Here is a 15,929-nt window from a genome sequence, read left to right on the forward strand (position 1 = left end):
CGTCGTAGCGCTGCTCGCAGCGAAGAGCCACCTGTGACCGAGGATGGGGGGATGGACACGCGCAACGAGCAGCTTCAGCAGGTGGCGCTGGTGACCGGAGCGAACAAAGGGATCGGTCTCGCCGTGGCGGAAGGACTGCTCCGGTTGGGGATGACGGTCTTCCTCGGAGCCCGCGACATCTCCCGAGGTACAGCGGCCGTGGCGGCCCTCGCCGCTCAGGGGCTGGATGCACGCGGTGTCCAGCTCGACGTCACTGACCAGGCCTCGATCGATGCCGCCGCGGACCTGATCGCGCGCGACGCCGGGGCGCTCGACATCCTGGTCAACAACGCGGGCATCGTCGTCAGCCACGCACGGCCGAGTGAGACCTCCATCGAGGAGCTGCGCCGTACCTACGAGACCAACGTCTTCGGCGTGGTGGCGGTCACCAACGCCGTACTGCCGCTGCTGCGCCGGTCCTCCTCGGCGCGCATCGTCAACCTGACCAGCGACCTCGGCTCGCTGGCCCTCGCGGCAGGCGACGAAGACTTCCCGCCGCTGCTGTCCTACAACTCCTCGAAGACCGCGCTCAACGCCGTCACCGTGGCCTACGCGAACGAACTGCGAGCCGAGGGGATCCTCGTCAACGCGGTCTCACCGGGATCCGTCGCAACCGATCAGAACGGCCACGCAGGCCTGCTGACGACCGAGCAAGGAGCCCGTCTGCCCATCCGAATGGCAACCCTGCCAGCCGGTGGTCCGACCGGATCCGCGGTGACGGCCGGCGAAGACCTCAGCGAGCATCCCCTGGCCTGGTAGGCAGCCTGATCGGCTGCTTCGGCTGCTGCGCTACGGTGCCGTACATGCCACCCCCGGAACCGGACCCCGTGCAGGCCCGGCGCACCACGACGCGGTTGCTGTGGGCCTGTGCTGCGCTGACCGTGCTCGTCGGAGTCTTCCAGCTGGCCGGGATCCTCAACGGCGACGGTGAGTACGACGCTCTGGCCTGGATCGGGGTGGCCATCGCGGCCGTGAGCCTGCTCGCGCTGATCGGCATCTACTGCGCCTGCGCTCTGGAGCGGCTCAGCCTGCGCACGCGGGTGTTCCGACTCGACCTGTTCCAGGTCACGACTGTCCTGCTGCTGGTTGCGATCGTCGCCGGCGTCCTGGTGCCGAGCAGCAACACGACCGCGCTCGCCCTCCTGCTCCCGTGGGGGCTGACCTACTGGCTGCACAACCTGAACCAGCCGGCCGAGTAGGCGCCTACTTCAGGTGCGCCCGCAGGTAGTCGATGTCGGCCTTCTGACCGTGATCGGCGTTCGGCGTCTCGACGACCACCGGCGCACCCGCGGCCTGCACCACCGAGACGATGTCGGCCGGGTCGATGTGGCCCTCCTCGAAGTTGCTGTGCCGGTCGGCGCCCGAGCCGAACTCGTCCCGTGAGCCGTTGGCGTGCACCAGGTCGATCCGCCCGGTGATCGCCTTCACCTTCTCCACGATCGTCGGCAGCTCCTCGCCGGCCGCGTGGAAGTGGCAGGTGTCGAGGCAGAACCCGACGTTCTCCAGGCGGTCGTTGCCCGACGCTTGGACCGCGTCCCACAGCCTGGCGATCCGGTCCAGCTGGCGGGCCATCGCGTTCTCGCCGCCGGCGGTGTTCTCGATCAGCAGCGGCACCGGCAGCTGGGCGCGCTCGATGCACTTGCGCCAGTTGTCGAAGCCGGCCTCGGGATCGTCCTCGTCGCCGACGTGGCCGCCGTGCACGATCACGCCCTTGACGTCGATCTCGGCGGCCTTGTCGAGCGTCTGCTGCAGGAGCTTCCGGCTCGGGATCCGGATCCGGTTGTTCGTGTTCGCCACGTTCAGCCGGTACGGCGCGTGCACGTACAGGTCGATGCCGGCGGAAGCCGCGCGTTCCTTGAGCGCTTCCTCGCCGTCGGCGTACGCGAGCTTGGGCGCCTTGTAGTCCTGCGGGTTGCCGAGGAAGAACTGCACCAGGTCGGCGCCCCGATCGGCCGCCTCCGCCAGCGGGTCGGCCTGGTCCACATGCGCACCGAGCTTCACAGTCATGGCACCCACCCTAGATCTGCCCACCGACAGTTCTGAATTCCTCCCCCACCCCACCGCCCCGGTCTCACGAACCCCATCCCGCCGAGCGGGTGACCGGCCGGGACTCCTGAACCGGAGGCTGCACCGGACGGCCTTCGAACTCCGTCGACAATACGATGTGCGTGTTCATCTCCCCGTGTTCGCCGAGGCGCTCGAACAGGCCCTCGAGGTGACTCATCGAGGTGACGCGGACCCGCAGCATCGAGCAGGAGTTGCCGCTCAGCTTGTGGATCTCCAGTACCTCGGGGAAGTCCTCCGCGCGCGTGGTCTTCAGCAGGCAGCGCCCGGTCGTGCAGCGCATCTGGACGAACGCCGACAGCGGCTGACCGGCCCGGGCCGGGTCCACCTCCGCCCGGTAGCCGGCGATCACGCCGGACTCTTCCAGCCGCCGTACCCGGTCCGCCACGGCCGGCGGCGACAGGTTGACCCGCTTGCCCAGCTGGTTGAACGACAGCCGTCCGTCGGCCTGCAGTTCGGACAGGATCTGCCAGTCGGTGGAGTCCAGGTCACGCTCCTGAAAGGTCATCTCCCCAGAACACCTTCGACTTCGCCGGTATGCAAGGCCGAACGCCTTACTTCAGGCATTGAGCCGCCACGGCCACCTTTCTAGCGTTGTAGGCATGCTCATTCCCATCGTCCTGGCCGCGGCGCTGATGAACGCCGCCATGATCGCGGCGAGCGCGGTGAGCACCATCTTGATCTCCGACCGGTTGAACCCCGGCCTGGCCGGTCTCCCCAACACAGCCGGCGTACTGGGCACCGCGGCCGGTGCCATTGCTGTTGGCTGGTGGACCGCCCGGCTGGGGCGCGCTCACGCGCTCCGCATCGGGTACGGATTCGCTGTCGCCGGTGCAGCGCTGACAGTGCTCACCGCAGTCGGTGCGCACGTGGCATTGCTCTTCGTCGGCATGTTCCTGCTCGGTGCTGGGAACGCTGCAAGCCTGCTGTCCCGGTACGCCGCCGCTGAAGCCGTAGCAGCCCCTCGACGCGCCTCAGCCATGAGCGCTGTCGTCTGGGCCAGCACTGCCGGTGCGGCCGGTGGCCCGTTCCTGATGGCTCCGTCCCAGGCCTGGGCCTCCGCCCTCGGTCTTCCTGCCCTCGCCGGTCCGTTCCTGGTCGCGGTGGCAGCCGTCTTCAGCGCTCTGCTTGCCGCCAGCTACATCCGGGTCGTGCGCCCCGCGGACGAGCCAGAGCCGGAGCGGCACGAGCAGTCTGTGGCGTCTCGTCGTACGCCGGTCCTCCTTGCCGCTGGAGTGATGGTCGTCGGGCATCTGGTGATGGTGGCGCTGATGTCGGCGGTCCCAGTCCACGCTCACCACTTGGGCGACGGTCTCGGCCTGCTGGGGGTCATGCTGTCCGCTCATACCCTCGGCATGTTCGCGCTGTCTCCCCTGACCGGCTGGTTCATCGACCGTTGGGGTCCGCGGCCGGTCATGGTCGGCGGACTTGTGCTCCTGCTGTCGGCCGCCGTTCTGACCACGCAGTCCGGTGCGATGTTCACGCCGGCGCTCTTCCTCCTCGGCTACGCCTGGAACCTCTGCTACCTGGGCGGCAGCGCCCGCCTGCTCGGCACAGCCCTCGAGAGCAAGGTCGAGTCCTCCATCTGGGCGATCTCCGCCCTTGCCGCGCTCAGCTCACCCTGGCTGTACACCGTCGGCGGGTACCTGCTGCTGGCGGTGATCTCGGCAGTTCTCGCGGTGTCGCTGCTGGTGCTGGTGGTCCGGCGTACTGCACCTGACGTCGTCAGTCGGTGACGGAGAGTTAGCGGAACAGGCCTGTGGATATGGTCAAGCGAGCGTCCGGACGCTGGTATTCTCTTGGATGTGGCCCGGTCCATCGACCGGGCTCGTTGCTTGGCGCCGACGGCAAGTGTCGGCGTGAAGCGAATCGCATCGCCCTCCTGCCACGGAGAGACCGTGGCCGCCAAGTCCGAAGGAGGTGGAGTTCGCGCATGCGTCGTTACGAAGTCATGGTGATCCTCGACCCTGAGCTCGATGAGCGCACCGTGGAGCCGTCCATCGACCAGTACCTGAACATCGTCCGCAAGGAAGGTGGCACGGTCGAGAAGCTCGACATCTGGGGTCGTCGCAAGCTTGCCTATGACGTGAAGAAGAAGTCCGAAGGCATCTATGCCGTCGTCGACCTGACCGCCGAGCCGGCGGTGGTGAAGGAACTCGACCGTCAGCTCACGCTGAACGAGTCGATCCTCCGCACCAAGGTCATCCGCCCGGACCAGCACTGACCCTGGGGTCGTCAGCAGCTATCGATACTGTCGGCACCAGCCGGTACTGATAGCTGTAGACACAGACACACCCGATAGCAGGAGGAACGGCAATGGCAGGCGAAACCGTCGTCACACTGGTCGGCAACCTTGTCGACGATCCTGAGCTCCGGTTCACCCCGTCCGGTGCCGCCGTCGCGAACTTCCGGATCGCGTCGACGCCGCGGACGTACGACCGGCAGACAGGTGAATGGAAGGACGGCGAGTCGCTGTTCCTCAGTTGTTCCGTCTGGCGCCAGGCCGCGGAGAACGTGGCCGAGTCGCTGCAGCGCGGGATGCGCGTGATCGTGCAGGGCCGGCTGAAGTCGCGTTCGTACGACGACCGTGAGGGCAACAAGCGCACGGTCTTCGAGATCGACGTGGACGAGGTCGGTCCGAGCCTGCGCAGCGCCACCGCGAAGGTGACCCGGGCGATGCGCTCCGGTCCCGGCGGTGACGGCGGCGGCTTCGGTGGTGGCGGTGGCGGCAACCAGGGTGGTGGCAACTACGGTGGCGGCGGCCAAGGTGGCGGCGCCCCGCAGAACGACCCCTGGGCAACCCCGCAGGGTGGCGGCAGCGGTGGTGGCGGTCAGGCTGCCCCGCAGAACGACCCCTGGGCCAGCCAGGGCGGCGGCTCGATGGAGGAGCCTCCGTTCTGATCCGGCGCTCCGGGTCGTAACCATGTAAGACAGACCATTCCGGCACGTGTGCCGGGCTCTGGAAGGAAGAGAGCACCACAATGGCCAAGATCATTCGGAAGCCGAAGAAGAAGGTCTGCGGCTTCTGCAAGGACAAGGCGACGTACGTCGATTACAAGGACACCGCGCTGCTGCGCAAGTTCATCTCGGACCGCGGCAAGATCCGCGCCCGCCGGGTGACCGGGAACTGCGTGCAGCACCAGCGCGATGTGGCCACCGCTATCAAGAACGCTCGTGAGGTGGCGCTGCTGCCGTACACGAGCACGGCTCGCTGAGGGAGGCCCGAACCATGAAGCTCATCCTGGCGCAGGAGGTCGAGGGCCTCGGAGCCCCCGGCGACATCGTCGAGGTGAAGGACGGCTACGGCCGCAACTACCTGGTTCCGCGCGGCCTGGCCATCGGCTGGACCCGCGGCGCCGAGAAGCAGATCCAGTCGATCAAGCGGGCGCGTGACGCCCGGGCGATCCAGGGCAAGGAGCACGCGAGCGAGGTCAAGAACCAGCTCGAGCAGCTCAACGTCACGCTGGACGTGAAGGCCGGCGACACCGGCCGCCTGTTCGGTTCGGTCACCCCGGCCGACATCGCCGGCGCGATCAAGTCCGCTGGCGGCCCGCTCGTCGAGAAGCGCGCGATCGCGATCGCGTCGCCGATCAAGAGCACCGGCAAGCACCAGGTCTCGGTGCAGCTCCACCCCGAGGTGGCCGCCACGGTCCGCCTCGAGGTCGCGGCCGTCTGACCTCAGCACGACCCAAGGCCCGCATCTCCCTCGGGGGATGCGGGCCTTGTCGTTTCGGCTCAGCCTGGTGTGGGCGTCGGCCAGGGGAGCGGCTTGGGGTCGTTGCCTTCGCCACCGTTCTCCGGCTTGGCGACCCTCGGCCACTTGACCGCGCCCGGATCCGATTGGTTGCCTCCAGCATCAGGTGGAGCGACCCGCGGCCACTGCACCGGACCGGGGTCGTCGTCCGCCATCACCTGCCCGGCCGGCACCAGCAAACCTGCTGTCGCCACCACTGCCGCAAGCACGCGGCCGGACCGATTCACTTCTTGTCCAACGCGTACAACGTCGAGTCGTGCACCACGAGTGCGCGCCCACCCGCGACACCCCACGGCCGCGCGGTATCGGCGGGAAGAGTCTGACCCTTGCCGCCGGGGGTCGTGGCGACGAGATCACTGCCGACCATCCCGAAGATCGTCGTACCGGTGACCGAAACCGGGTGGAGGTCGGCGTACCGCGCTGTCGACTTGTGCTCGAAGTCGATCACGCAGTTGCCCCAGGCAGCGACCTTGCCGGCCTGGTCCGGCACCCACTGCCAGCTCTCGACGTCAGCCTCCTTCGCCACCGGGCAGGTAGCGAGGATCGCGCCGTTCACGGTCGAGTGCACGACCGGGATCACGATGTCCTTGGTGTCCGACTTCCACAGCACCAGCGCGCGGCCGGGGCTGGCGGCGACCACATGCTCGATCCCCTTCGACCCGGACGGCGCCTTCGGGTTCACGGTTTGCAGGCCCTTGTCCAGCTGACTCCAGAACAGCGGACCGGTGTAGCGCGCCATCAGCGCCTTGTCGCCCTCGGCCAGCAGAACCGTGGACAGGCGGGGTTGGTTCGGCACCGCCTTCACCTTGCCACCGGCCACCATGCTCGCGCCGGCATCGCCTTCGACCTTGATCAGCGGCGATGTCCCGAAGAACTGCACCTGCGCCTGGTCGGGCAGCTCTACGGAGGTAGCTCCCGCACCGCCACCGGCCCAGTAGTACAAGGCATCCGGCGCGGCCACCGCGAGCACCGGCTTGGAGTCGATCGTGGTGTAGACCGGGCTCAGCGCGTCCTTCGGCACCTTGTCCTGCCAGAGCACCTTGCCGTTGCCGTCGAAGACGGCGACCTTCGCGTCCGGCGTGACGATGGCGACCTGCTTGCCGTCCGGCGACACCGCGGGCGCCGACTTGGCGGCGATGTCGACCGTCCAACTCGCCTTCGTCGACCAGCCCGGTGGCACCGGCCGGGCCGAGAACTGGTCCGGCACGACCTTCGGCTCGGGCAGCGTCGGGACCTTCGGTGCTTCCGACGGCTTGGACACGTCGCTGTCGCCATCCCGGAACACCGTGAAGTAGAGCGTCGTACCTGCGATCAGTACGACGGCCAGCGCGATGCCGGCGATGACCGGCCAACCCGGCCTGCGGGCGCCGCCGCTGCTGGTGCTGCTCTCCGATTCCACTGCGTCGACCCGACCGTCGGGGTGGACGATCAGCGGCCAGGACGAACCGTCGGACTCCACCGCGGTCGCGCGTACCGGCCGGCCGAGCTGTCCGGCCCGGTCGCTCACGACGGCGATCGCGGCCTGCCGTGGATCTCGGTGGTTGCTGACCGGATGGGTCCGCCCGGCGATGGTGACCTCGGCGTTGCGGTCGTCGTGCAACCGGATCGTCACCTTGGGCCAGGACGGGATCTTCTCAGCCACGGCGACCTCTCATTCCCGCCACAGATCTCCCTCGTTCATCCGACTACGCCGCCCCCGTTCTAGCATGTGCAGCGACCACCGCAGGCCAGAAATCCGGGCCCGCGGGACTCTGCGGGCCCGGCCCGGCTCGACTGCTCCGGCCAGGGAGTGGCGGGCCGCCAGGCCTGTGGATAACTCACGCAACGTACATCCGGGAATTGAGAGAATACGGTGAGCGACAGCTTGTCACACACCACGAAAGGAGGGGCCATGACGCAGAATCCATGGGATCGGCAGTCAACGACCTCAGGTCCGCAACAGTCACCGCCGGGTCCCTCGCCGCAGCCCGCGGGCGGGCCGTCCGCACCGCAGCACGGTGTTTCCGCACCGGCCGAGGACCAGCGGCTGCCGAAGTTCGCGATTCCGGCCGCGGACACACTCTGGTGGGTCGGCGTGCACGGCGGCGCCGGCGAGACCACGATGGCGCTCCTCCTTCCGGGGAGCCGGGCGGCGAACCATCGCTGGCCGATCCCGCCACCACCGGTGCCGACACCGGTCGTCCTCGTCGCCCGGACGCACGCTTCCGGTCTGCGGGCCGCCCAGCGGGCCGCGGTCGAGTGGGCGTCCGGTGTGGTCCAGGGCGTAGCCGTGCTGGGCCTGGTGCTGATCGCGGACGCGCCCGGGCGACTGCCCCGGGTGCTGGACGACTTCGCCGACATCGTCGGCGGCGGCGTGCCGCGGGTCTGGGACATCCCCTGGATCGAGGAGTGGCGCCGAGGGGAGGCCCCGACACCGGAGAACACCCCGGACGAGGTCTTCGAAGTCCTCGAATCCATCTACGCACTGCGCGCCGCGAACCCTGCGGACTATCCCGCCCCGTACTGAAAGGTCCCTCCGCGATGATGCTGGCCCATCTGATCTCGGATACGCATGCCCTGATACCGCTCAGCGGTGGCGGCACCCGGCCACCCGGCGGCGAGAAACTCGAGCTGGTGATCGACTGGGTGCGCTGGATCGCCTTCGCCATCTGCGTTCTCGGCATCCTGATCGCCGGCGCCATGATGGCCGTCGGCCAGCGTCGCGGTGAAGGTGGTGAGCATGCCGCCCGGCTCGGCTGGGTGCTCACCGCCTGCATCGTGATCGCATCTTCGACGCTGCTCGTCGGCGCCCTGCAGTGACCCATGGCCGCTGACACCGTCCGCGGCGCTCCGCGGACGTACGGGAACTGGCGACAGCCAGCCTCGGCCGGGATCGCCGGCCTGGGTTCGCTCGGCACTGCTCTGCTGATGGGCGGTCTGGTCATGACGATCATGGCCACGATGGCCGGCGGTCTCGTCGGCGCGATCGTCACGCTGCTGATCGTCGGTGTCTGCCTGCTCCTGCTGACCACCAAGGACAAGCACGGGCTGTCCGCCCTGCAACGTCTCTCCACCCGGATCGGATGGGAACGAGCGAAGATGGCGAAGCACAACATCTACCGGTCCGGCCCACTCGGCCGTCCCGCCTGGGGCACCTTCCAGCTCCCGGGTCTGGCCGCCGCGTCCCAGCTGAGCGAGTTCGAGGACTCGTACGGCCGGCCGTTCGCGCTGCTGTACTACCCGAGCACCCGGCACTTCACGGTTGTCATCAACGCCGAGCCGGACGGTGCCTCACTGGTGGACCAGGAGCAGGTGGACGTGTGGGTCGCGCACTGGGGCCAGTGGCTCGCCGCGCTCGGCCACGAGCCCGGCATCGTCGCCGCGTCGGTGACGGTGGAGAGCGCGCCCGACACCGGCATCCGGCTGCGGCGCGAGGTCGGCAGCAACATGCTGGACGGTACTCCGGCCATCGCCCGGGCAATGCTCACGGAGGTCGTGCAGACGTACCCGGAGGGCTCAGCGCTGATCTCGGCCCGAGTCGCTCTGACGTTCAAGGGCACGGACCGGAGCGGCAAGCGCCGCAAACAGGAGGACATGGGCCGTGAGCTCGCGTCCCGGCTGCCTGCTCTCACCCAGAGCCTGAACGCCACCGGTGCGGGTGCGGCTCGTCCGGTCACCGCTCAAGAGTTGTGCGAGACCGTGCGCATCGCCTACGACCCGGCGTCCGCCGTACTGATCGACGAGGCGCGCAGCCATGGAGACGTGCCGGAGTTGCAGTGGACCGATGTCGGTCCGGCCGGTGCGCAAGGGTTCTGGGACAAGTACCGGCACGACTCCGCGTGGTCGGTGACGTGGCAGATGACCCAGGCGCCGCGTGGCGAGGTGTTCTCCTCGGTGCTGTCCCAGTTGGTCGCGCCGCATGCGGACATCGATCGCAAGCGCGTCACCTTGCTCTACCGTCCGCTGGACGCGGCCACTGCGGCCCGAGTGGTCGAGGCCGACAAGCGCAACGCGTCGTTCCGCGCCACCACCTCGAGCCGTCCATCGGCCCGGACCATGACCGAGGCCAGGGCGGCGGAGCGGACCGCACAGGAGGAAGCGCGCGGAGCGGGGCTGGTCAACTTCGGCATGGTCGTGACCGGCACGGTGATGACCGCCGAGCAGATCCCGGACATGATCGCGGCCATCGACAATCTGGGCGCCACCGCCCGCGTCCTGCTCCGGCCGGCGTACGGCTCGCAGGACTCCGCCTTCGTGGCCGGCTTGCCGCTGGGCGTCGTACTGCAGAGCCACCTGTCCGTTCCGGCCGGCATCCGGGAGGCCCTGTGAAGCCGGCCGACCCGGTCCGCTCCGGCAAGCGGCCGATGCCGCGCGGCTGGCCCGGTGCGGGCCGCGGCTACTCGACGTACCTCCAGGCACCGGCCGAGTGGCGCGGCACCACGGTCCAGGTCTGCGGCCTCTGGCCTTTCGCCGCGGGCACCGGCAGCCCCATGGTCGGCGTACCCATCGGTCGCAACATCCTGTCCGGCGCCACCCTTTGCTGTGACCCGATCAACTGGTTCACCCGAGCCAACCTCATCTCGAATCCGTCGATGTTCGTGCTCGGCAGGCCCGGCTTGGGCAAGTCCACGGTGGTACGGCGGATGGCGTTGGGGCTGGCGGGGTACGGCGTGCAGCCGTTGGTGCTGGGAGACCTGAAGCCTGACTACCGGGACTTGATCGAGGCGCTGGGTGGGCAAGTCATTCGGCTGGGGCGTGGGCGCGGGCATCTGAACGTGCTGGATCCGGGGGAGTCGCGTAGGGCGGCGCAGCGGCTGACCGGGAAGGCACGGGAAGCGATCCAGGCCGACGCGCATGGGCGTCGCCACACGATGGTGTCCGCGTTGATCTCGATCATGCGCTCGGTGCCACCGACGGACCGCGAGGAGACGATCCTCGACGAGGCGCTCAAGGTTCTCGACGAGCGATCCACCGGTACGCCGGTCCTGCGCGATCTGCTCCAAGTCGTTCAGGACGCGCCGGACCGGGTCCGCAACGTCGCCTTGGATCGCGGCAGCCTGGATCGCTACCGGCAGATCACCGAGGGCCTGGAGGCATCGCTGATCGGTCTGGTCGGTGGTGGCCGGCTGGGCGAGATCTTCTCCGCGCCGACCGACAACCCGATGCGGCTCGATCGCCCGGTCGTGTTCGACGTGTCCTCGATCGATGACTCCGAGACCAGCCTGCAGGCCGCCGTACTGCTGGCCTGCTGGTCTTACGGGTTCGGCGCGGTCGCGGTCTCGCAAGCGTTGGCCGATGCCGGCCTCGAGCCGCGACGGCACTACTTCGTCATCCTCGACGAGCTGTGGCGGGTGCTGCGCGCCGGCCGTGGTCTGGTCGACCGCGTCGATGCGCTGACCCGGCTGAACCGGCAGCGCGGAGTCGGTACGGCGATGATCTCGCACACCATGTCCGACCTGCTCGCGCTCGAGAACGCCGAGGACCGGATGAAGGCGAAGGGCTTCGTCGAGCGGTCCGGCATGGTCGTCTGCGGCGGTCTGCCACGCGCCGAGATGGAGAACCTGACCGAGGTCGTGCCGATGTCCGAGGAGGAGCAGAACATGCTCATCGGCTGGCAGGACCCACCTGCCTGGGACCCGGCCACCGGGGTGGAGGTCGCGCCGCCCGGTCGCGGCAACTTCCTCGTCAAGGTCGGCGGCCGTCCGGGGATCCCCGTCCACGTCAGCCTCACGTCGGTCGAGCGCGAGATCAACGACACCAACAAGCTCTGGAGGACCGACCCGGTGCTGGAGTTGCCGCCGCCTGACCCGGCCACCCGCGTAGTCGCCCGAGCGGGAGGCGACAAGTAGATGGCCGACGGGAGGCGCAGTACCGGACCCGGCGTGCTGTCCGTCGAGACGATCCTCGTCTTCATCGGTGTCGGCGTCTTCACGATCGGTGTCGTGGGGATCTGGGGTGCGCTGAAGACGGCCGCCGCGATCGACGGAGCCCAGGCGGTGCCCGACCCGATGACCGCACTCGTCGATCTGATCGACGGCCAACTGCAGTGGTCCACCTCGGCAACCGGCGTGCTGATCCTCGAGTTCGTCCTGTTGCTGGTGATCGCGGTCGCCGTCCTCAGCATGAGGCGTCGGAGTGGTGCCGGCCGGGTGGACCGGCAGGCGTACCTGATGGCGAGGCGGTCGGAGATCTCGAAGCTGACCCGCGCCGGTGCGCAGGGAATCGCCGATCGGCTCGGCGCCGGCCACGCCGGTCCCGGCATCCCGATCGGCCGAACCGTCCGCGACGACCTGGAGGTGTTCGGGTCCTGGGAGGACATGCACATCGACATCTGGGGACCACGGTCCGGCAAGACGTCGTCCCGTGCTGTGCCCGCGATTCTGGATGCGCCGGGTGCGGTGGTTGCCACCTCGAACAAGCGCGACCTCGTTGACACCACCCGGGGTCCGCGGCAGGAGCGGGGACCGGTGTGGGTGTTCGACCCACAGCAGGTGTGCGAGGAGCCGCCGACCTGGTGGTGGAATCCGCTCACCTACATCACCGACGAGGTGAAGGCGCGCGACCTGGCCGGGCACTTCGTCGCCTCGCAGCGCCGGGAGAACGCCCAGACCGACGCGTTCTTCGATGCTGCCGGCACCGATCTGCTGGCCGGTCTGCTGCTCGCCGCCGCGGTCGCACGGCGCCCGATCACGCAGGTCTACAGCTGGCTTGCGGACCAGCGGAACGACGAGCCCGAGCGGATTCTGCGAAGGACTCCAGGCCTGCAGTTGTCCGCCGATGCGCTGGCCGGTGTGATCAGCGCGCCGGACAAGCAGCGCGCCGGTGTCTACGGCACGGCCCAGCAAAGTGCCCAGTTCCTGGTCAACCACAAGGTCACCCGCTGGGTCGTCCCGCAAGGAAGCAACGATCCTCGACCGCAGTTCGACCCGCACGAGTTCGTCCGCCGGGGCGGCACGCTCTACAGCCTGTCCAAGGAAGGCGCCGGTACGGCGGGACCGCTGGTCACCGCGTTGACGGTGGCCGTCGTGGAGGCGGCCGAGCAGTACGCCAGGGGCTGCCCGATGGGTCGGCTCCCGACGCCACTCGTCGGCGTACTCGACGAGGCCGCGAACGTGTGCCGGTGGAAGAACCTGCCCGATCTCTACAGCCACTTCGGCTCCCGCGGCATCGTGCTGATGACGATCCTGCAGTCGTGGGCGCAGGGGACGGAGTGCTGGGGCGAGCGCGGCATGGAAAAGCTCTGGTCCGCCGCCAACATCCGCCTGTACGGCGGCGGTGCCTCGGACGCGACGTTCCTCGAGAAGCTCAGCAAACTGATCGGCGACTACGACATCACCACGAGCTCGGTGTCGTACAGCAAGGGCGAGCGCGGCACAAGCCGGCAGATCCAGCGGCACCACATCCTCGAGGTGTCCGACCTCGCCGCGTTGCCGCCGGGGCGCGCGGTGGTGTTCCCGTCCGGGATCCCGGCGACGATGGTGAAGACGGTGCCCTGGTTCGCGCGACCGGATGCCCACGCGGTGGAGGCCTCGCTGGCGAAGTACGATCCGGGAGCGACCGGCGCCCGTACGCTCGAGCCCGCGGTGCCGGACGGCGTCCCGGTATGGGAGCAGAGCGAGGAGCAACGCGGTGGATGGTGAACAGGAACTCTTCTACCCGCACGTTGCGGCGTTCGTCGAGGACCGGCTGATCTACCTGTACACCCGTCGGCTCGGGCAGCAGTTCGTCTGGTGTCCGGAGTGGTTCCGGCACGCCGAGGCGCTCAGCCGGCTGGACTCGCTGTGGCGTGCCTGGGAGCACCTGCGGCTGGATCCGGCCACCGGGATGTCAGCCTGGTGGCGCGACCACGCGGACCCACAGATGTCTGTCCTGCTCGACCCCGACGGTCCGTTCGCGGCCTGCCGCGGTGCCCATTCGGAGTACCCGATCCCGCCGCTGCCGGTCGAGGAACCGCCCGCCGGGCTGTTCTTCGATCAGCGGCAACCGAACCTCCGGGGGATCTGACATGTGGAAGTGGACCAACCTGCTGCTCGCCTTCCTCGTGGAGCTGGTTGCCTTAGGCATCTTCGCCTGGTGGGGTTCGCAAGCGACCGACAACACCGCGCTGCGGATCGTGCTCGCCGTCGGACTACCCGTTGTCGCGGCCGTCATCTGGGGTCTGTACGCCGCGCCGACCGCAAAGCGGGGTACGCCGGTGGTGCGGACCGTCGTGAAGGTTCTGGTGTTCGGCCTCGCCGGCGCCGCGCTGTGGAGCCTCGGTCACCCGGTGCTCGGCGTCGTCTTCGTGGTGGTGGTCGCGGCGAACCTGCTGATCATCCACGTGCAGAAGCTCAGCCCGGACACGCCGCAGCGCAACGTCAGCGAGTAGCGCCTGTCACCAGCCAGGCGTCAGTGCGTTCGCGCGTGATCAGAGTGAGCAGTCGCAGCAGCATGAACCCGCCGAACGCCCACCACAACGCGACGATGCCGCCGTCGAACCACAGCACGCTCAACGCCAGCGGTACGTAGAGCACCAGCGCGATCACCCCGGCCACCGCCAGATACGGACCGTCTCCGGCGCCGATCAGTACGCCGTCCAGCACGAACACCACGCCGTTCACGGGTTGCCACAACGCCGCGACGATCAGTACGGCGGCGAGCGTCCGACGTACCTCGGGATCCGTGGTGAACCACGGGACATAGATGTCGCGCAGACCCCAGAGCGCGAGCCCGCCGACGAACCCGGAAACCAGGCCCCACCACATCATCCGCCGGGTGATCGCGCGGGTGCCGGCCACATCGCCGGCGCCGAGTGCCCGCCCGGTCAACGCCTGCGCCGCGATGGCGATGGCGTCGAGTGCGAGGGCGAGGAACGACCAGAGAGTGAACGCGACCTGGTGCGCGGCGACCGACGTCGTACCCAAGGCGGTGGCGACGAAGGTCAGCAGGATGAGTGCCACCCGCAACGTCAGGGTGCGGACGATCAGCGGGATGCCCATCTGCGCGGAGGCAAGGATGCCCGGTCTGTCCGGTCGCAGCTTTGCTCCGTCGCGCCGGGCACCCCGGACGACCACCACGACCAGCGCCACTCCGGCCGCTGTCTGTGCGAGCGCCGTACCCAGAGCAGAGCCGGCGATGTCGAGGTCGAGGCCGTAGACGAGGAGGACGTTCAGACCGATGTTGACGAGGTTGGCGGAGATGGCGACGACCATCGGCGTCTTGGTGTCCTGCAAGCCACGCAGTACGCCGGTCGCGGCCATCAGCAGCAACATGGACGGGATGCCGAAGCACGAGATGCGCAGATAGATCACGGCGTGATCCGCTACATCCGGCGACGGGTCGAACGCGGCGATCGCAGCCGGAGAGAGCAGCAGTCCGGCGATCGCCAGTACGACGCCCAGCAGCAGCGCCAGCCAGAGTCCGTCGATGCCCTGGGCCAGTGCGCCGCGGTGATCACCCGCACCGATCCGCCGGGCCACTGCCGAGGTCGTGCCGTAGGCGAGGAACACGCAGATTCCGACCAGCGTCTGCAGGATCGTGCCGGCGATGCCCAGTGCGGCGAGTTGCGGCGTACCGAGGTGGCCGACGATCGCGGAGTCGGCGAGCAGCATCAGCGGCTCGGAGACCAGCGCGAAGAACGCCGGGACGGCGAGCCGCAGGATCTCGCGGTCCTGGGGACCGATCAGTCGTCGCAGTCCTGCCCGGCTCGGCCCAGTCACCGCGCCGCCGTCGCCAGCGCGCGGTATGTCATGAGCATGCGGCCCATTGTGCCTGACCTGGCCTGTGCACAGACGGCCGGATCCCACAGTCCGGAAGGAGGTCGCGGACTTTTTCTTCTCCACAGTTGTGAACGAGTGAAACCGCAGGTCAGAGGGATGTTTTGGATCCCTTTTCACAGATATCCACAGGATTGTGCCCAACCTGTGCACACCCGATCACGGGGTTTCCCACAACTCGTCCACACCCCCTGTGGATGACCGGCTAGCACCCGGTGACCTGACGGGCGTACGGTCGCGTGTCTGGCGCCGTCCGCAAACTGTCGGTGGCCGTGTTTACGGTTCGATCAGGTGTTCGAATCCCGGCCTATGATGGTCGGGGTGGCGCGTCGGTGGGC

The 15,929-nt window shown here is 68.6% G+C and carries 19 protein-coding genes; 14 read left to right on the top strand and 5 right to left on the bottom strand.

Features of this window, described 5'->3' with window-relative positions:
• The first annotated feature begins 51 nt into the window (after window positions 1-51).
• Both E0H75_RS04800 and E0H75_RS04805 read left to right on the top strand, forming a co-directional pair.
• Complete coding sequence (locus tag E0H75_RS04800) at window positions 52-798, top strand: SDR family oxidoreductase (RefSeq protein WP_131511782.1); 747 nt, start codon at window positions 52-54, stop codon at window positions 796-798.
• A gap of 44 nt (window positions 799-842) precedes the next feature.
• Window positions 843-1,238 carry a hypothetical protein gene (locus E0H75_RS04805; protein ID WP_131511783.1) on the top strand — a complete coding sequence of 132 codons (396 nt, stop codon included), beginning with the start codon at window positions 843-845 and terminating at the stop codon, window positions 1,236-1,238.
• Between the two features lie 4 nt (window positions 1,239-1,242).
• On the opposite strand, the gene E0H75_RS04810 is transcribed toward E0H75_RS04805, so the two are convergent.
• Window positions 1,243-2,046, bottom strand: coding sequence for a deoxyribonuclease IV (locus E0H75_RS04810; RefSeq protein ID WP_131511784.1), 804 nt, complete (start codon window positions 2,044-2,046; stop codon window positions 1,243-1,245).
• Between the two features lie 64 nt (window positions 2,047-2,110).
• The gene (locus E0H75_RS04815; RefSeq protein ID WP_131511785.1) at window positions 2,111-2,611 is read right to left on the bottom strand and encodes an Lrp/AsnC family transcriptional regulator; all 501 of its coding nucleotides are present in this window, start codon (window positions 2,609-2,611) and stop codon (window positions 2,111-2,113) included.
• A gap of 94 nt (window positions 2,612-2,705) precedes the next feature.
• Here E0H75_RS04815 and E0H75_RS04820 point away from each other — a divergent pair, with 94 nt between their 5' ends.
• The 5 genes from E0H75_RS04820 to rplI all read left to right on the top strand — a co-directional run bounded on the left by E0H75_RS04820 (window position 2,706) and on the right by rplI (window position 5,779).
• Window positions 2,706-3,839, top strand: a complete 1,134-nt coding sequence (locus E0H75_RS04820) for an MFS transporter (RefSeq protein WP_131511786.1) — start codon at window positions 2,706-2,708, stop codon at window positions 3,837-3,839.
• Window positions 3,840-4,036: 197 nt separating this feature from the next.
• Window positions 4,037-4,327, top strand: coding sequence for a 30S ribosomal protein S6 (gene rpsF, locus E0H75_RS04825; RefSeq protein ID WP_130386399.1), 291 nt, complete (start codon window positions 4,037-4,039; stop codon window positions 4,325-4,327).
• Window positions 4,328-4,419: 92 nt separating this feature from the next.
• Window positions 4,420-5,004: a single-stranded DNA-binding protein gene (locus tag E0H75_RS04830; RefSeq protein WP_131511787.1), complete on the top strand. Its 585-nt coding sequence runs from the start codon at window positions 4,420-4,422 to the stop codon at window positions 5,002-5,004.
• Window positions 5,005-5,084: 80 nt separating this feature from the next.
• On the top strand, window positions 5,085-5,318 hold the full coding sequence (gene rpsR, locus E0H75_RS04835; protein WP_012924539.1) for a 30S ribosomal protein S18: 234 nt from the start codon (window positions 5,085-5,087) through the stop codon (window positions 5,316-5,318).
• A 14-nt stretch (window positions 5,319-5,332) separates the two neighbouring features.
• The gene (gene rplI, locus E0H75_RS04840) at window positions 5,333-5,779 is read left to right on the top strand and encodes a 50S ribosomal protein L9 (RefSeq protein ID WP_131511788.1); all 447 of its coding nucleotides are present in this window, start codon (window positions 5,333-5,335) and stop codon (window positions 5,777-5,779) included.
• Window positions 5,780-5,838: 59 nt separating this feature from the next.
• Here rplI and E0H75_RS04845 read toward each other — a convergent pair whose 3' ends face one another.
• Window positions 5,839-6,051 (bottom strand): hypothetical protein, encoded by a 213-nt coding sequence (locus E0H75_RS04845; RefSeq protein WP_131511789.1) that lies wholly within the window; start codon window positions 6,049-6,051, stop codon window positions 5,839-5,841.
• A gap of 29 nt (window positions 6,052-6,080) precedes the next feature.
• Complete coding sequence (locus E0H75_RS04850) at window positions 6,081-7,499, bottom strand: hypothetical protein (protein WP_131511790.1); 1,419 nt, start codon at window positions 7,497-7,499, stop codon at window positions 6,081-6,083.
• Between the two features lie 249 nt (window positions 7,500-7,748).
• Here E0H75_RS04850 and E0H75_RS04855 point away from each other — a divergent pair, with 249 nt between their 5' ends.
• The 7 genes from E0H75_RS04855 to E0H75_RS04885 are packed head-to-tail and all read left to right on the top strand — an operon-like array spanning window position 7,749 to window position 14,204.
• Window positions 7,749-8,363 (top strand): DUF6668 family protein, encoded by a 615-nt coding sequence (locus tag E0H75_RS04855; RefSeq protein WP_131511791.1) that lies wholly within the window; start codon window positions 7,749-7,751, stop codon window positions 8,361-8,363.
• Between the two features lie 14 nt (window positions 8,364-8,377).
• Window positions 8,378-8,656 (top strand): conjugal transfer protein TrbC, encoded by a 279-nt coding sequence (locus E0H75_RS04860; protein ID WP_238162828.1) that lies wholly within the window; start codon window positions 8,378-8,380, stop codon window positions 8,654-8,656.
• Between the two features lie 3 nt (window positions 8,657-8,659).
• Entirely contained in the window at window positions 8,660-10,165 is a 1,506-nt protein-coding gene (locus E0H75_RS04865; RefSeq protein ID WP_202872821.1) for an SCO6880 family protein, read from the top strand.
• Window positions 10,162-11,685, top strand: coding sequence for a type IV secretory system conjugative DNA transfer family protein (locus E0H75_RS04870; RefSeq protein ID WP_238162829.1), 1,524 nt, complete (start codon window positions 10,162-10,164; stop codon window positions 11,683-11,685). The genes E0H75_RS04865 and E0H75_RS04870 overlap by 4 nt, the downstream gene beginning before the upstream one ends.
• Window positions 11,686-13,476: a type IV secretory system conjugative DNA transfer family protein gene (locus tag E0H75_RS04875; RefSeq protein WP_131511792.1), complete on the top strand. Its 1,791-nt coding sequence runs from the start codon at window positions 11,686-11,688 to the stop codon at window positions 13,474-13,476. It begins immediately after the preceding gene.
• Complete coding sequence (locus tag E0H75_RS04880) at window positions 13,466-13,840, top strand: DUF4913 domain-containing protein (RefSeq protein ID WP_131511793.1); 375 nt, start codon at window positions 13,466-13,468, stop codon at window positions 13,838-13,840. Before E0H75_RS04875 ends, E0H75_RS04880 begins: the two co-directional genes overlap by 11 nt.
• Before the next feature lies 1 nt (window position 13,841).
• Window positions 13,842-14,204, top strand: coding sequence for a YrdB family protein (locus tag E0H75_RS04885; protein WP_131511794.1), 363 nt, complete (start codon window positions 13,842-13,844; stop codon window positions 14,202-14,204).
• Here E0H75_RS04885 and E0H75_RS04890 read toward each other — a convergent pair.
• Window positions 14,194-15,534: an MATE family efflux transporter gene (locus tag E0H75_RS04890; RefSeq protein WP_238162830.1), complete on the bottom strand. Its 1,341-nt coding sequence runs from the start codon at window positions 15,532-15,534 to the stop codon at window positions 14,194-14,196. The two genes, E0H75_RS04885 and E0H75_RS04890, sit on opposite strands and share 11 nt — an antisense overlap.
• Window positions 15,535-15,929: the final 395 nt, after the last annotated feature.

The sequence above is a fragment of the Kribbella capetownensis genome (assembly GCF_004331485.1).
GTDB lineage: Bacteria > Actinomycetota > Actinomycetes > Propionibacteriales > Kribbellaceae > Kribbella > Kribbella capetownensis.

What these genes read in the sequence shown, in the direction of transcription:
- E0H75_RS04800 (WP_131511782.1), top strand. Translation starts at nt 52, where the DNA reads ATGGACACGCGCAACGAGCAGCTTCAGCAGGTGGCGCTGGTGACCGGA.
- E0H75_RS04805 (WP_131511783.1), top strand. Translation starts at nt 843, where the DNA reads ATGCCACCCCCGGAACCGGACCCCGTGCAGGCCCGGCGCACCACGACG.
- E0H75_RS04810 (WP_131511784.1), bottom strand. Translation starts at nt 2,046, where the DNA reads ATGACTGTGAAGCTCGGTGCGCATGTGGACCAGGCCGACCCGCTGGCG.
- E0H75_RS04815 (WP_131511785.1), bottom strand. Translation starts at nt 2,611, where the DNA reads ATGACCTTTCAGGAGCGTGACCTGGACTCCACCGACTGGCAGATCCTG.
- E0H75_RS04820 (WP_131511786.1), top strand. Translation starts at nt 2,706, where the DNA reads ATGCTCATTCCCATCGTCCTGGCCGCGGCGCTGATGAACGCCGCCATG.
- rpsF (WP_130386399.1), top strand. Translation starts at nt 4,037, where the DNA reads ATGCGTCGTTACGAAGTCATGGTGATCCTCGACCCTGAGCTCGATGAG.
- E0H75_RS04830 (WP_131511787.1), top strand. Translation starts at nt 4,420, where the DNA reads ATGGCAGGCGAAACCGTCGTCACACTGGTCGGCAACCTTGTCGACGAT.
- rpsR (WP_012924539.1), top strand. Translation starts at nt 5,085, where the DNA reads ATGGCCAAGATCATTCGGAAGCCGAAGAAGAAGGTCTGCGGCTTCTGC.
- rplI (WP_131511788.1), top strand. Translation starts at nt 5,333, where the DNA reads ATGAAGCTCATCCTGGCGCAGGAGGTCGAGGGCCTCGGAGCCCCCGGC.
- E0H75_RS04855 (WP_131511791.1), top strand. Translation starts at nt 7,749, where the DNA reads ATGACGCAGAATCCATGGGATCGGCAGTCAACGACCTCAGGTCCGCAA.
- E0H75_RS04860 (WP_238162828.1), top strand. Translation starts at nt 8,378, where the DNA reads ATGATGCTGGCCCATCTGATCTCGGATACGCATGCCCTGATACCGCTC.
- E0H75_RS04865 (WP_202872821.1), top strand. Translation starts at nt 8,660, where the DNA reads ATGGCCGCTGACACCGTCCGCGGCGCTCCGCGGACGTACGGGAACTGG.
- E0H75_RS04875 (WP_131511792.1), top strand. Translation starts at nt 11,686, where the DNA reads ATGGCCGACGGGAGGCGCAGTACCGGACCCGGCGTGCTGTCCGTCGAG.
- E0H75_RS04885 (WP_131511794.1), top strand. Translation starts at nt 13,842, where the DNA reads ATGTGGAAGTGGACCAACCTGCTGCTCGCCTTCCTCGTGGAGCTGGTT.